The organism is Streptomyces sp. NPDC111802, from assembly GCF_055634335.1.
The window spans coordinates 169,791-183,149 of the sequence record NZ_JBVKCZ010000015.1 but is presented as its reverse complement, the minus strand read 5'-3'; the positions used below and the strand labels follow the sequence as shown (position 1 = coordinate 183,149).

15 protein-coding genes are annotated in these 13,359 nt (G+C 71.0%); 7 read left to right on the top strand and 8 right to left on the bottom strand.

What is annotated here, in order from left to right; all coding sequences use genetic code 11:
* Positions 1-75 precede the first annotated feature (75 nt).
* The 6 genes from ACZ7NC_RS19040 to ACZ7NC_RS19015 all read left to right on the top strand — a co-directional run bounded on the left by ACZ7NC_RS19040 (position 76) and on the right by ACZ7NC_RS19015 (position 4,916).
* Positions 76-864: a glycosyltransferase family 2 protein gene (locus tag ACZ7NC_RS19040; protein ID WP_471489679.1), complete on the top strand. Its 789-nt coding sequence runs from the start codon at positions 76-78 to the stop codon at positions 862-864.
* On the top strand, positions 861-1,472 hold the full coding sequence (locus ACZ7NC_RS19035) for a TIGR04282 family arsenosugar biosynthesis glycosyltransferase (RefSeq protein ID WP_471489677.1): 612 nt from the start codon (positions 861-863) through the stop codon (positions 1,470-1,472). Before ACZ7NC_RS19040 ends, ACZ7NC_RS19035 begins: the two co-directional genes overlap by 4 nt.
* Positions 1,469-2,233: a class I SAM-dependent methyltransferase gene (locus tag ACZ7NC_RS19030; protein WP_471489675.1), complete on the top strand. Its 765-nt coding sequence runs from the start codon at positions 1,469-1,471 to the stop codon at positions 2,231-2,233. The genes ACZ7NC_RS19035 and ACZ7NC_RS19030 overlap by 4 nt, the downstream gene beginning before the upstream one ends.
* A gap of 150 nt (positions 2,234-2,383) precedes the next feature.
* Positions 2,384-3,541 (top strand): ABC transporter ATP-binding protein, encoded by a 1,158-nt coding sequence (locus ACZ7NC_RS19025; RefSeq protein WP_471489673.1) that lies wholly within the window; start codon positions 2,384-2,386, stop codon positions 3,539-3,541.
* Complete coding sequence (locus ACZ7NC_RS19020) at positions 3,538-4,251, top strand: ABC transporter permease (RefSeq protein WP_471489671.1); 714 nt, start codon at positions 3,538-3,540, stop codon at positions 4,249-4,251. The genes ACZ7NC_RS19025 and ACZ7NC_RS19020 overlap by 4 nt, the downstream gene beginning before the upstream one ends.
* Positions 4,248-4,916 carry an ABC transporter permease gene (locus ACZ7NC_RS19015; RefSeq protein WP_471489669.1) on the top strand — a complete coding sequence of 223 codons (669 nt, stop codon included), beginning with the start codon at positions 4,248-4,250 and terminating at the stop codon, positions 4,914-4,916. Before ACZ7NC_RS19020 ends, ACZ7NC_RS19015 begins: the two co-directional genes overlap by 4 nt.
* Positions 4,917-5,004: 88 nt before the next feature.
* Here the strand turns inward: ACZ7NC_RS19015 and ACZ7NC_RS19010 are convergent, their stop codons facing one another.
* From ACZ7NC_RS19010 to ACZ7NC_RS18995, 4 genes are read right to left on the bottom strand one after another with little or no spacing between them, the layout of a single operon-like run.
* Positions 5,005-5,547: a GTP-binding protein gene (locus tag ACZ7NC_RS19010; RefSeq protein ID WP_471489725.1), complete on the bottom strand. Its 543-nt coding sequence runs from the start codon at positions 5,545-5,547 to the stop codon at positions 5,005-5,007.
* Positions 5,548-5,581: 34 nt separating this feature from the next.
* Entirely contained in the window at positions 5,582-6,007 is a 426-nt protein-coding gene (locus ACZ7NC_RS19005) for a DUF742 domain-containing protein (protein WP_471489667.1), read from the bottom strand.
* Positions 6,008-6,056: 49 nt separating this feature from the next.
* Positions 6,057-6,533 (bottom strand): roadblock/LC7 domain-containing protein, encoded by a 477-nt coding sequence (locus ACZ7NC_RS19000; RefSeq protein WP_471489665.1) that lies wholly within the window; start codon positions 6,531-6,533, stop codon positions 6,057-6,059.
* Entirely contained in the window at positions 6,530-9,127 is a 2,598-nt protein-coding gene (locus tag ACZ7NC_RS18995) for a sensor histidine kinase (protein ID WP_471489663.1), read from the bottom strand. Before ACZ7NC_RS18995 ends, ACZ7NC_RS19000 begins: the two co-directional genes overlap by 4 nt.
* Positions 9,128-9,433: 306 nt before the next feature.
* Between ACZ7NC_RS18995 and ACZ7NC_RS18990 the strand changes: the two genes are divergently transcribed.
* Positions 9,434-10,390, top strand: coding sequence for an ABC transporter substrate-binding protein (locus ACZ7NC_RS18990; RefSeq protein ID WP_471489661.1), 957 nt, complete (start codon positions 9,434-9,436; stop codon positions 10,388-10,390).
* 64 nt (positions 10,391-10,454) lie between these two features.
* On the opposite strand, the gene ACZ7NC_RS18985 is transcribed toward ACZ7NC_RS18990, so the two are convergent.
* The 4 genes from ACZ7NC_RS18985 to ACZ7NC_RS18970 all read right to left on the bottom strand — a co-directional run bounded on the left by ACZ7NC_RS18985 (position 10,455) and on the right by ACZ7NC_RS18970 (position 13,352).
* A complete protein-coding gene (locus tag ACZ7NC_RS18985; RefSeq protein WP_471489659.1) occupies positions 10,455-11,834 on the bottom strand; it encodes a glycoside hydrolase family 43 protein in 1,380 nt (459 codons plus the stop codon).
* A gap of 163 nt (positions 11,835-11,997) precedes the next feature.
* Positions 11,998-12,585 (bottom strand): GTP-binding protein, encoded by a 588-nt coding sequence (locus tag ACZ7NC_RS18980; protein ID WP_471489657.1) that lies wholly within the window; start codon positions 12,583-12,585, stop codon positions 11,998-12,000.
* A complete protein-coding gene (locus tag ACZ7NC_RS18975) occupies positions 12,572-12,952 on the bottom strand; it encodes a DUF742 domain-containing protein (RefSeq protein WP_471489655.1) in 381 nt (126 codons plus the stop codon). The genes ACZ7NC_RS18980 and ACZ7NC_RS18975 overlap by 14 nt, the downstream gene beginning before the upstream one ends.
* Positions 12,933-13,352 carry a roadblock/LC7 domain-containing protein gene (locus tag ACZ7NC_RS18970; RefSeq protein ID WP_147997842.1) on the bottom strand — a complete coding sequence of 140 codons (420 nt, stop codon included), beginning with the start codon at positions 13,350-13,352 and terminating at the stop codon, positions 12,933-12,935. The genes ACZ7NC_RS18975 and ACZ7NC_RS18970 overlap by 20 nt, the downstream gene beginning before the upstream one ends.
* Positions 13,353-13,359 lie beyond the last annotated feature (7 nt).

The window sequence follows — 13,359 nt, the reverse complement described above, 5'->3', positions numbered from 1 at the left end:
TATGCGGCCGCCGGCTCCCGACGTCCTCGTTTCGTAAGGAGCCACTGCCCGATATGTCTGTTTCCCGCTCGTAGGGTGAAAGCCGTGACGACCCCATCCGCAGATACGAACGCACCGCTCACGGCGTCCGTCGACGTCGTGCTCCCCTGTCTCGACGAGGCCGAGGCACTTCCCTGGGTGCTGGAACGCATCCCGCCCGGCTGGCGGGCACTGGTGGTGGACAACGGCTCCACGGACGGTTCGGCCGCCGTCGCAAGGGCGCTCGGCGCGACCGTCGTCCATGAGGAGCGGCGCGGTTTCGGCGCCGCCTGCCATGCGGGGCTGACCGCCGCGACGGCCGACATCGTCTGCTTCTGCGACTGCGACGCCACGCTCGACCCGGGCGACCTGGTGCCCTTCGTGCGGCGGATCGCCGCGGACGAGGCCGACCTGGTCCTGGGCCGGCGCCGCCCCGGCACCCGTGCCGCATGGCCGCCGCACGCCCGCGCCGGCAATCTCGCCCTGACCCGGCTTCTCCGCCGCCGCACCGGTCTGCGCCTGCACGACATCGGCCCCCTGCGCGCCGCCCGCCGCGAGGCCCTGCTCGCCCTCGAACTGACGGACCGGCGCAGCGGCTACCCGCTCCAGATGGTCGTCCGCGCCGCCGACGCCGGCTGGCGCATCGCCGAGTACGAGGTGCCGTATCTGCCACGCACGGGCGCGTCGAAGGTGACGGGCACCTGGCGGGGGACCTGGCAGGCGGTGCGGGACATGAGTCGGGTGCTGGCTGAGGACGGGGGCGGCGCCGACCGCCGCGAACCCGCGCTCACCGACAGCCCCGGTGCCCGGCCGGTCACCCCCGCGCGGAAGGGAACCCGCCCGTGACCACGCTCCTAGTCATCGCCAAGGAGCCCCGTCCGGGCCGGGTGAAGACCAGACTGACGCCGCCCTTCACGCCCGAGGAGGCGGCCGCGCTCGCCGAGGCGTCCCTCGCGGACACCCTGGACGCCGTGGCGCGGACACCCGCACGGCGCCGGGTGCTGGTGCTGGAGGGCACGCCCGGGCCCTGGCTGCCGCCCGGCTTCGAGGTCGTACCGCAGTGCGCGGGCGGCCTCGACGAACGGCTGGCCGAGGCGTTCGCGCGCTGCGCCGGCCCGACCCTGCTCATCGGCATGGACACCCCGCAGGTGACACCGGAGCTGCTGACGGTGGACTGGACCGGGTGCGACGCCTGCTTCGGCCCCGCCGAGGACGGCGGCTTCTGGGCGCTGGGCCTGGCCGAACCAGACCCGGCACGGCTGCGTGGCGTCCCGATGTCGACGGCACGGACCGGCGCCGCACAGCGAGCCCGGCTCGCGGACCTGCGGGTGCGGGAGCTGCCCCGGCTGCGGGACGTCGACACGGCGTACGACGCCGACCTGGTCGCCGATGCGGCACCGGGCGGACGCTTCGCGCGGGCCCTGGCGCGCCTCGCCCCGGCGGCGGAACGATGAGCGGGCTGCGGGAGATGACGACGGCACGGATCGCCCGCCAGGCGGGCCCGGTCGACTCCGGCGGCCGGTCACCGGGAGCGGACAGCACCGGTCTTCGCCTCTCGGACACCCACCCCTCGACCGACCGCACCTGGTCCGCCGACCCCTACTCCCACGCCCTGCGCACCGGCCGGGGCCCCCTGTTCCTGCGCCGGACCGACGGCTGGCTGCTGCCGCTGGACGTGGAGCGCTGGTGCGCGGACGCCGACGCCGCCGATCTGGAGGTGCTGCGGCGATGCGAGGGCGTGGTGCTCGACGTCGGGTGCGGGCCGGGGCGGCTCGTGGCGGAGCTCGGCCGGCAGGGGCGGCGGGTGCTCGGCGTCGACGTCAGCGCGGCGGCCGTGGCCCGCACCCAGCGGCTCGGGGGACCGGCGCTGCGCCGCTCCGTGTTCGAACCGCTCCCCGGCGAGGGCCGCTGGGGCACCGCGCTGCTGATCGACGGCAACGTCGGCATCGGCGGCGACCCGGCGGCCCTGCTCGACCGGGTGGCCCAACTCCTCGCCCCCGGCGGCCTGTTGATCGTCGAGACCGCGCCCGACCCGGACCTCGACGAGCGCGTCCGGGTCCACGTCACCGACGCCCACGGCACCACCGGCGCCCCCTTCCCCTGGGCCCGCCTCGGCACCGCCGCCCTGCTGCGGTACGCGGAACGCGCCGGATGGCGGGTCGCCGAACTGTGGACGGCGGACGGGCGTTCGTTCGCCGCCCTGAGGACCGGCTGAGAAGCGACGGACGCACAGGTCGGTCCGGGTACACGTGTCACACACCGGCAGGAGGCCCGCAACACAAGCGGTCTAGACTCGGGCGTCAATGGCCCGGGCCCGTGGTCGAAAGCGGGCAAAATCTGCCAGACCCGAAGGGTATTCGGCGTTTTGATACGGATAGATTCAGTCACCAAGCGGTACCCGGACGGCACGGTGGCGGTCGACCAACTCTCGTTGGAGATACCCGACCGCTCCATCACCGTTCTCGTGGGGCCCTCGGGCTGTGGGAAGACGACCACGTTGCGGATGATCAACCGGATGGTCGAGCCCAGCGAGGGCACGATCCTCCTCGACGGCGTGGACATCCAGCAGCAGCCGGTCAACACCCTGCGCCGGTCCATGGGGTACGTCATCCAGAACGCCGGTCTCTTCCAGCACCGCACGATCCTCGACAACATCGCCACCGTGCCCAGGATGCTGGGCTGGGGCAAGGAGAAGTCGCGGGCGCGGGCACGGGAGCTGATGGAGCGGGTGGGCCTCGACGGGGCGCTCGCCAAGCGGTACCCGTACCAGCTCTCCGGCGGTCAGCAGCAGCGCGTCGGCGTGGCGCGGGCGCTCGCGGCGGATCCGCCGGTGCTGCTGATGGACGAGCCGTTCTCGGCCGTCGACCCCGTGGTCCGCAAGGGACTCCAGGACGAACTCCTGCGCATCCAGGAGGAGTTGGGCAAGACCATCGTCTTCGTCACCCATGACATCGACGAGGCCGTCAAGCTCGGCACGATGGTCGCCGTGATGCGCACCGGCGGCCATCTCGCCCAGTTCGCCCCGCCCGCCGAGCTGCTCTCCCACCCCGCGGACGCTTTCGTGGAGGACTTCCTCGGCGCCGACCGCGGCATCCGGCGGCTGTCCTTCTTCCCCTCCGCCGGACTGGAGTTGCTGACCGGGCCGATCGTCGCCGTCGACGCCACCGCGGAGCAGATAGCCGGCGCGAGCGCGGCCGACCTCCCCTATCTCCTCGTCACCGACCCGGACGGCAAGCCCCTCGGCTGGAGCGAGCCGCGGGAACTGGCCGCGGGCCGGATCGAGACGGGCCGACTGCTGTCGTACGGGCGGCCGTTCGTCGCCGGTACGGACTCACTGCGGGCCGCCCTCGACTGTGCCGTGCTCTCGCCCACCGGATGGGCCGTCGCCGTGGACGCCGACGGCCGGGCCGCCGGAGTCGTCTCGCAGCAGAGCATCGGCGAGGCCATCCGCGGCGCGCACGCCGAGGGACGCGGGGACGACGGACGTCCCGAGGGCCGTACGGACGTGAAGGTCGCCGGATGAACTGGGACCGCTTCTTCGACATACCCAGCGACCTCCAGGCCAGCTGGCTCGGGCTGATCGGGCTGCATCTGCGCGAGGCCCTGCTGCCGGTGCTGGCCGGACTTGTGGTCTCGCTGCCGCTGGCCCAGCTGTGCGTGCGGTTCCGCTGGCTGTACCCGCCGGTGCTGTGGGTGACGACCGTGCTGTACGCCATCCCCTCGCTGGCCTTCTTCGTGCTCCTCATCGACTACACCGGCCAGACCGAGCTCACGGTGATGATCCCGCTCACCGTATACAGCCTCGTCGTCCTGGTCCCGGCGATCGTCGACGGCGTCCGCTCGGTCCCGCAGGAGACCCTCGCCGCCGCGACGGCCATGGGCTTCGGTCCCGTACGCCGTTACGTCCAGGTGCAGTTGCCGATCGCCGTGCCCGCGATCATCGCCGGGCTGCGGGTGGCGACGGTGTCCAGCATCAGCCTCGTCAGCGTCGGCGCCCTGATCGGCAACCAGGGTGCGCTCGGCAATCTGATCAACGACGCCAACATCTACAACCGGCCCGAGCTCGCGCTGAACGCCGTGCTCACCATGGCCGTCCTGGCGATCCTCGCCGACGGTCTGCTGGTGGCCGTACGCCTGCTGCTGACGCCCTGGATGCCGCGCCGGGCGCGCACCACACCGAAGGCCGACCGGCCCGACCCGGCCGCCGCAGCCCTGGAGGACGCAGCCCGGTGAACCTGCTCAACTTCATCACTGACTTCTTCCGCGACAGCGCGCACTGGCAGGGCTACGACGGCATCCCCACCCGCGTGGGCGAGCACGTCCAGTACACCCTCCAGGCGCTCGGCATCGCCGCCCTGATCGCCCTGCCGGTCGGCCTGGTCACCGGCCACTACGGGCGCGGAGGCAACGCCCTCGCCTTCATCGCCGTCGCAGGGCGCGCCCTGCCCACCTTCGGCCTGCTGGTGCTGATGACCCTGCTGGTCGGCTTCGGCATGGTGAACGTGATGACCCCGCTGGTCGTCCTCGCCGTCCCGCCGATCCTCGTCACCACCTACGAGGCGATGCGCTCCGTCGACCCGTCGCCGGTGGACGCCGCGCGGGGCATGGGCATGAGCGAGTTCGGGGTCCTCTTCCAGGTCGAAGTCCCGGCGGCGCTCCCGCTGATCCTCAGCGGCCTGCGCTCCGCGGCCATCCAGATCGTCTCGACGGCCACCATCGCCGCGTACGTCGCCCTCGGCGGCGTCGGCCGCTACATCGTCGACGGCCTCTACCAGCGCGACTACGAGAAGGTCGTCGGAGGCGCCACCCTGGTGGCGGGGCTGGCACTGGTGACGCTGGGGGTCTTCTGGGCGGCGGGACGGTTCGCGGTGTCACCGGGGGTGCGGGGCCGGGTCTGAGCGTCCCCGGCAGTGCCCCGTCAGGGGCGCGGGGAACTGCGCGACCAGCCACGACGGCGCCGCAGACGAACGGACACCCCAGCCCTGTCTAGCGCGGCCCTCCCCGCGGAGCGGTACGCGCCAGCGCCAGTTCCAGTACGACCAGCAGCGCGTCCCGCACCGAGCCGCGCTCGCGGGCGTCGAAGACCACGACCGGGACGCCCTCGGTGACGTCGAGGGCCCAGCGGATCTCCTCCAGGCTGTGCTCGATCTGCCCGTCGAAGGCGTTGGCGGCCACCGCGAAGGGGATGCCCTTGTGCTCGAAGTAGTCGACGGCGGCGTAGCAGTCGTCCAGGCGCCGGGTGTCGACGATGACGAGGCCGCCGAGCGCGCCCTCCACGATGTCGTCCCACATGAACCCGAACCGCTCCTGGCCGGGCGTGCCGAACAGATACAGCTTCAGCGTCGGGTCGATGGTGAGACAGCCGAAGTCCATGGCCACGGTGGTCGTGGTCTTGCGCGGGGTGTGCGTGAGGTCGTCCACGCCGGCCGCGACCTCCGTGATGGCGGCCTCGGTGGTCAGCGGCTCGATCTCGGATATCGAGCCCACGGCGGTGGTCTTGCCCACGCCGAAGCCGCCCGAGATCACCATCTTGACCGGCAACGGCGGTCGTACGGTCGCCGGTTCAGTCGCTGTCACTGAGTATCCCTTGTGCGTCGGGGATGGCGCGCAGGCCGTCGATGACCCTGCGCAGGACGGATGCGTCGTGGACGACGCCGGAGTCGGGCACGTGCACCGTCAACTGCCCCGCCGCGCGCAGGTCCTCGGCGAGGACGCGCACCACGTTCAGGTGCAGCCGCAGCCGGGCCGCGATCTCCGCGAGGGACTGCGGCAGCCGGCACACGGCGACGATGTCGCGCTGCTCGAAGGAGAGCCGGTCGAGCGCGTCGATCCCCTCGGCGGTGGCCACCACCTGGGTCTCGACGGGCAGCGACGGGCCGTCGCCGCCGTCCGCCACCCGGCCGGCGGTGAGCAGGAACGGCCGTACGGCGGAAGCGAAGCCGACCGGGTCCGGACCGCTCGGGTCCGGCGGTGGAGTGCCGTCCGCCATGGCGTTGTCCGTTCTCCTCGACCGGGTGTGGCGTGTCCTCCCGGCCCGGTCAGCGGGCCGAGGCGGCGCCGACGCTGTTCTTCAGCTCCAGCACGAGCTGCGGGCTGAGGGCACTGCCGGCGCGGTTGGCGAACACGGTCATCTCGTAGGCGATGTTGCCCAGCTTGGCCTCCTTGTCGGTGACGACGCCGAGCACGGCGCCGCTGCCGATCGCGGAGACCAGGACATGGCCGCCCTCCAGGTCGATGATGACCTTGTTCAGGCCGCCGAGGCCGTAGTTGCCGGAGGCTCCGGCGGCGAGGCTGGTGATGCCGGAGACGATCGCGGCGAGCCGCTCGGAGTCGGCCTGCTCACGCAGCTCGGACACGGCGATGAGCAGTCCGTCGGACGAGACGGCGATGGCGTCCACGACACCCGCGGTCTCGGTCGCGAAGCGGTTGAGCAGCCAGGTGAAGTCGGCTGCGGCGGCCTTCAGTTCGGCCGGCGTGGCGCCTTTTGCCGGGGTGCCACCTGTCGACGTGCTCACTGCTGCGCTCCTTCCGGGAGGTCGTTCTGGTCGTGCGAGTGGGGGGTCGCGGGTGCGGCGGGCCGTGCTCCGTCGCCGGGTCTGCTGTCGCGGTGCGCGCGTTCCACGGCAGCCTCGAACTCGTCGAGCGCGGCCCGCACCGCCTCCGCGTCGAGGGCCGGTGCGCTCTGTCGCGGCACCGCCTGCCGGTCGGCGGCGTCGCCGGTCGTGCGCAGGGTGGCGCCACGGACGCGGCGACGCAGGGGGCGCGCGGCGGGAGCCTCGTCGGTGGCCGCGGGAAGAGTGGGCTTCCCGGCGGGCCGGGTCGCGGTCGCGGACGGCTCCGGCCGGTCGGCCCGGGCGTGGTCGGCGGGGGCCGGGTCATGGGCGTCGACCCGGGGCTGTGCCGCGGCGGGGCCCTCACCGGCGTGTTCCTCGGGGGCGTGCGGCTCCGCGTCGGACGCGGACCCGCGCTGGGAGACCCGGCGGGGGAGCGGCCGCAGCCCGTCGTCGTCGGCACCGTCGTCCGCCCGTACGGCGTCCATCTGCGCGGCGGGCGACGGCACCGGGCCGGTGGCAGCGGCGGCCTGGGCGGCGTCGTCCGTCTCCGGTGCCTGCGAGCGGCCGGCGATCGCGGCCAGCGCCGCCGTCGTCGTGGACCCCGTGGTGCTGCCCGTCACCAGCAGCGACGACGGCACCGTCACCTCGGCCGTCACACCGCCGCCCGGCGTCCGCGACAGCGTGACCGCGATCTCCCAGCGGCGCGCCAGGGTGCCGACCACGAACAGGCCCAGCACCTTCGTCGGTACGACGTCCAGCCGCTCACGGCGGATCAGACGGGCGTTCTCCTCGTCGAGGCGCTCGGGGCTCATGCCCAGGCCGTGGTCGGCGACGACGATCACCGCGTCGTCCCCGGCGGCCGACACCGCCACCTCGACCGGGCTGCCCTCCGGCGAGAACGACACCGCGTTCTCCAGCAGTTCAGCCATCATCAGGGTCAGGTCGCCGATGACCTCCGGCTCCACCACGGCCTCGGTCCGCGCCCGCAGCTCCACTCGCTGATAGCCCTCGATCTGGCCGAGCGCGGCGCGTACGACGTTGGTGAGCGAGGTGGGACCCGCGTCCAGAGCCGCCTCATGGATGCCGGCGAGCAGCATCAGGCTGTCGGCGTTGCGGCGCAGCCGGACCGCGATGTGGTCGATGGAGTAGAGCCGCTCCAGCAGCGCGGGGTCCGTCTCGCCACGCTCCACCGCGTCGATCAGCGCGAGCTGACGTGTCGTCAGGTTGCTGACCCTGCGGCCCACGTTGCCGAACATCTCGGCGACATTGCGCCGGCTGAGCACCTGCCGCTCCAGCAGCGCGGCCGCCGTGGTCTGCACCTGGTTGAACGCCTCGGCGAGTTCGCCGATCTCGTCGCGTGCCGTCACCGGCATCTCGCGCAGCCGCGGCGGACCGTCGTCCTCGGCGTCGTCGTCGGCCACCCGGGCCAGCTCCCGCTCGGCGACGTCGGCGACCTGCCGCGCGGCACCCGTGAGTGCCGTGACCGGGCGCACCACCGAGCGGCGCACCAGCATCGCGAGCACCAGCCAGACGGCGAAGCCGAACACGGCGCAGCCCAGCAGCAGGACCGCCCGCCACGCCGCCGTGTCGGAGGCGCTGTCCGCCTGGTCGGCGATCTGGTGGATGAGCGAGGTGGTGATCGCCAGCCGGGTCTTCGCCTGGTCGCGGTAGGCGCCGTAGGAGTCGAGCGCCGCCGCGAGCGACTGACGGATCTCGGCGGCCGAGTCGGCCTGCGCGGCGCCGGGGTCGATCTGCAGGTCGGCGTACTGCCGGCTGATGACGCTCTGCGCCGCGGTGTACTTGATCCCGGCGAGCTGGGCGGACTGCGCCTCGGTCGCGAACCGGGCGAAACGTTCGGCCTGGCGGGTGTACTCGTCGTAGGAGCCGATCGCGCCGATGAACTCCAGGAGCGCGTTGGAGTCACCGGTCGACGCGGAGAAGACGCTGGTCTCGAAGGCGCTGTGGGCGGCGCCCGCGCGCAGCAGGGAGTCGAGCAGGTTGCCGGTGAAGGTGGTCGCGAGATCGGGGTTGCGGTCCAGGCCCAGGCCGTCGATCAACTGCTGGGCGGCGTGCGTGTAGGCGGGGTCGATGTTGCTGGCCGGCAGATAGCCCTGCTCGATGGTGTCACGCAGGCTGCTCAGGCCCTCGACGCCCCTCAGCGCCTGCGCCTCGGTCTCCGGCAGCCGGTCCTCGAAGGCGTCGCGCACCCGCTGGACCTGGGCGTTGACCATGGACTGGGCGGTGCGGTAGGCGGCGGTCGAGGGTTCGTCGCCGTCGGTGGACTCGTGCCGTACGGAGAGCAGAACGGCCTGCTGGTGCTCGGCGGCCAGCCGGTCGACGAGGGTGGCGACCTCCGCGCTCTCCCGCACCAACTGCGCGGCGTTCGCCGCTTCGCGCGACTGCGCGGTCTGGTCGGCGATGAGGTAGGACAGCAGGATCGCGACCACGGCCAGCGGTACCCCGACGAGGAGATTCAGCTTGCGCTGGAAGGGCCAGCGGTCGACGAAGCCGCGTATGCGACGCGGGTGGGGTGCGCCCTCCTCGTTCGTGGACACCGACTGGCCTCCTTCTGGGCGTCGCACGGCGCGCGAGGTCTCACGTGACCGCTGTTGTTCGGGTGCGGAACGGCTTTGTGCGGGGACAGTACAGCCCTTTGAATGCCGTGACCGGAACTGTACGTCAAGAATCCGTTACAGCCCCCTGCACCCCAACCGTCCCCCCTTCACATCAGAATGCAACTGTCCGTTACCTTCGGATTTTTGAGGCCAATCGGTGACCTGACCGGTCTTGACTGACCGAGAACCGGCTGGATTGGATCAGTGGAAGAGCTCTCCCACCCCCCTGAATCCGGAACGGGAACCGTGACTTTCACCCCTTCACGCAGCAGGTCCCTCAGGAACCATCCCGGCGCGGCCACCATCGCGCTCGCTGCCACGGCGGCGCTGCTGGCGGGATGTTCCTCCTCCGACGACAAGTCCGACCCTCTGGCCGGGGACGGGGCGAGCGGTGACACCGTCGTCGTGGGCTCCAACAACTTCGCCGAGAGCATCCTGCTCGCCGACATCTACGGCGAGGCTCTGAAGGCCAAGGGCATCAAGGTCACCTACAAGCCCAACATCGGCAGCCGTGAGACGACGTACGGCCTGCTCAAGAACGGCTCCATCACGGTCCTGCCGGAGTACAACGGCTCGTTGCTCGCCTACCTCGACTCGAAGGCGGAGCAGAAGTCGGCCGACGCCGTGAACGCCGCGGCCAAGGGCAAGCTGGACCCCAAGCTGACGCTGCTGGAGTCCTCGCCGGCCGAGGACAAGGACTCCGTCAGCCTCAACGCCGAGACGGCGAAGAAGTACAAGCTGACCGCCGACTCCAGCCTGGAGGACCTCAAGGAAGCCGCCCCCGACCTGGTGTTCGGCGGTTCGCCGGAGTTCCAGACCCGGCACCAGGGCCTGAAGGGCCTGGAGTCCGAGTACGGCCTGCAGTTCAAGTCGTTCAAGGCGCTGGACGCGGGCGGTCCGCTGACCCAGGCGGCGCTGACGAAGAACACCGTGCAGGCGGCGGACATCTTCACCACGGACCCGACCATCACCAAGGAGGGCTTCGTCGTCCTGAAGGACCCGAAGAACCTCTTCGGCTTCGCCAACGTGACCCCGCTCGTCTACAAGAGCGGTCTCTCCAAGGAAGGCGTGGCAGCGCTCAACGCGGTCTCGGCCAAGCTGGACACCAAGACCCTCCTCGACCTGGACTCCCAGGTCCAGCTGGAGAACAAGGACCCGCTGGACGTGGCCAAGGGCTGGCTGAAGTCGGCCGGTCTGGGCTGACGTACGGCAGGCGGGCTTTCTCGCGGGGTTGTGACGGGTGCCCGTCACAACCCCGCTGTGCTTTTCAGTAGCCGATCTGGAAGGTGGCGTCCTGGCGCTCGGTGGCCGTGGAGACCGGATCGATGCGCAGGGCGTAGTTCGCGTGTCTGATGTAGCGCGTGGGGTTGTTGTACGAGCGGAACGACGCCCAGGAGGAGTCGGCGAGCCCGGCCGTCCGGTGGAAGGTGGCGTCGGCGGCGAACGTCGACGTGCCGTCGTTCTCGTCGAGGCGCAGCGCATAGCTGTAGTGCCGCAGATACCGGGCCGGGTAGTTGACCGACTGGAACGAGACGCCGGAGGAGTCGGCGAGCCCCGGCACCAGCTTCCACTGCGAGTCGGGGAACGGGTCGAAGGGGTACTCGTCGATCCGCCCGGCGAAGCCGCTGTGCCGGACGTAACGCGCCGGGTGGTTGTAGGACTTGAGCCGGTTCCAGACGGGGGTGCCCCACTTGGCCGTCAGGTTGCTGTACTCGGTCGATGTGATCGGGTGGATGCCGCAGTGCTTGGAGTTGAGGGGCTGGGTGTACAGCTTCTGGTCCAGGGCCGTCCAGGTCCCGGAGGCCAGGTCGCTCGTCTGCCAGACGTAGAAGACGCCGTTCGGCGTGTACGTGTCTCCCCAGAGGTACCACGTGTTTCCGGTCAGGGACCTGACCACCGTGGGGGCCTCCGTTCCGCCGTGGTTCACGGCCGTGCTGAACGGGGTGAAGCTGCCGGGGTTCAGGCTCGTCGAGCGGGCGCCGACCAGGGTGCCCTCGCGTTTGAAGTAGAGGTAGTTGACGCCGTTCACGCCGGTCGTGAGGTTGCCGTCGATGACGTCGTAACCGGGGTCGAAGAAGACCTGGGGGCTGGTCGTCGTACGGAAATCGGTCGTGTAGCTGACCATGATGACGTTGTGGCCGCTGCTGTTAACCGACGAGTAGAGGATGCCGTACTGACGGCGTGAGGCGTCCCAGAAGGCCTCCGGCGCCCAGCTGTGCGTGGTGGTCATGTCGTGCAGCTTCAGCAGCCGGTAGCCGGTGAAGGTGCGCAGGTCGGTGGAGTCCCAGACGTGGATGTGGACGCTGGTGCGGGTCCAGTCCGTGCCGCTCAGATCGGTGGCGAGGACGACGAACGTGCCGTCCTGCTTGCGCAGCAGGAACGGGTCGCGCAGACCGCCGGCGCCGAGGGTGGGGGTGGCGACGGGGTTGTTCTGGTTGAGCGGCGTCCAGCGCAGACCGTCGGTGCTGACGGCGAGGTGGAGGTTGTAGTTCGCCTCCAGCATGGTGTTGGACTCGGTGAAGTAGACCATCGCGTACGCCGAGTCGGCGGCGTGGGCGGTCCCCGTGCCGAGGGTCAGGGCGCCGGTGGCCGCGAGCGGGACGGTCGCGGCCATGCCGAGAAAGTGTCTGCGGGAGGGGTGTGACATGCGGCTCTCCAAGGGATGCGAGGGGGCTTTCCTTGCGGCTCATCGGTCGATATACCGAACGAAGTTCGGTGAACCGACCAGAAGGTAGGAGAGCGTTGATGGCACGTCAATCACATGGTCAGCCTTGGCGGATTCCCGCCACTCGGATACGACGCCTGCGGGCTCAGTCGGCCTTGCGGGCGTCCGCGATCAGCTGGTCGATCAGGGCGATCAGCACGTCCCGGCACGACTCGCGCTCCCGCGCGTCGCACAACAGCACCCGCACATGCTCCGGCAGGGCGAGAGCCTCCCGGATGTCCTCGGCGGGGTAGGGATGTTCGCCGTGGAAGCCGTTGACACCGACGACGAAGGGGATGTCCCGGCGTTCGAAGAAGTCGATCGCCGCGAAGCTGGACTCCGGCCGGCGGACGTCGACCAGCACGACCGCGCCCAGCGCGCCGATCGCCAGGTCGTTCCACATGAACCAGAACCGCTGCTGTCCGGGCGTACCGAACAGATACAGCACCAGCTCCCTGCTGATGGTGATCCGGCCGAAGTCCAACGCCACGGTCGTGGCGCGCTTCTGCTCGATGCCGTGGAGGTCGTCGATGCCGAGGCCCGCGATGGTCAACGGCTCCTCGGTGCGCAGCGGGGTGATCTCGCTGACCGACCCGACCATCGTGGTCTTGCCGACGCCGAAACCGCCGGCTATGAGGATCTTGACCGTGTCTGGCGGCGCGACCGCTTCCACGGTGGTGTCAGAGCCGGCCAAGGCCGTCCCTCACTTTCTGCAGCAGGTCCAGGTCCGGTGTTCGGGGGGTGACGGGGTGCGGCGGGTGGACGCTGATCAGGCCCGCCTCCAGCAGATCGCAGAGCATGATGGCGACCACGCTCACCGGGAGGTCGAGATGGGACGCGAGCTCCGCGACGGCGATCGGCCGGGCGCAGCGCCGCAGGATCCGCGTCTGCTCGGGCTGTGGGCGGGGCGCCCGCTCCGGCGGCGGATCCACCGCCGTCACCGTCGTGATCAGTGTGAAGTCGGTGCGGCTGGGCCGGGTCCGGCCCCCGGTCAGCGTGAAGGGACGGACCAGCCGACCCGCCGGATCATCTCCGCCCACCTCACGCGCCAGGGCCGACATGGGCCCGCGGTGCCGCCGAGAGGTGCTCGCCGATCTTCTTCACCAGCATGTTCATCTGGTACGCCACCACACCGACGTCCGCGCCCTGGTTGGTGAGGACGACCAGGTGGGCGCCGGGTCCGGCGGAGGTGAGGATCAGATAGCTGTTGGCCATCTCGATGAGCGCCTGGCGCACCGGTCCGCCCCGGAAGTCCATGCTGACGCCCTTGCTGAGGCTCATCAGGCCGGACGCGGTCGCCGCGAGCCGCTCCGCGTCGTCGCGCAGGAAGCCGGTGGACTTGCTCACCACAAGCCCGTCCTCGGAGAGCACCACGGCGTGGTTGACGTCGGCGACCCGCTCCACGAGTCCGGTGAGCAACTGGTCGAGCTGGGTGTCCGTGGCGGGGGTGGGGCGTGTCATGGCGATG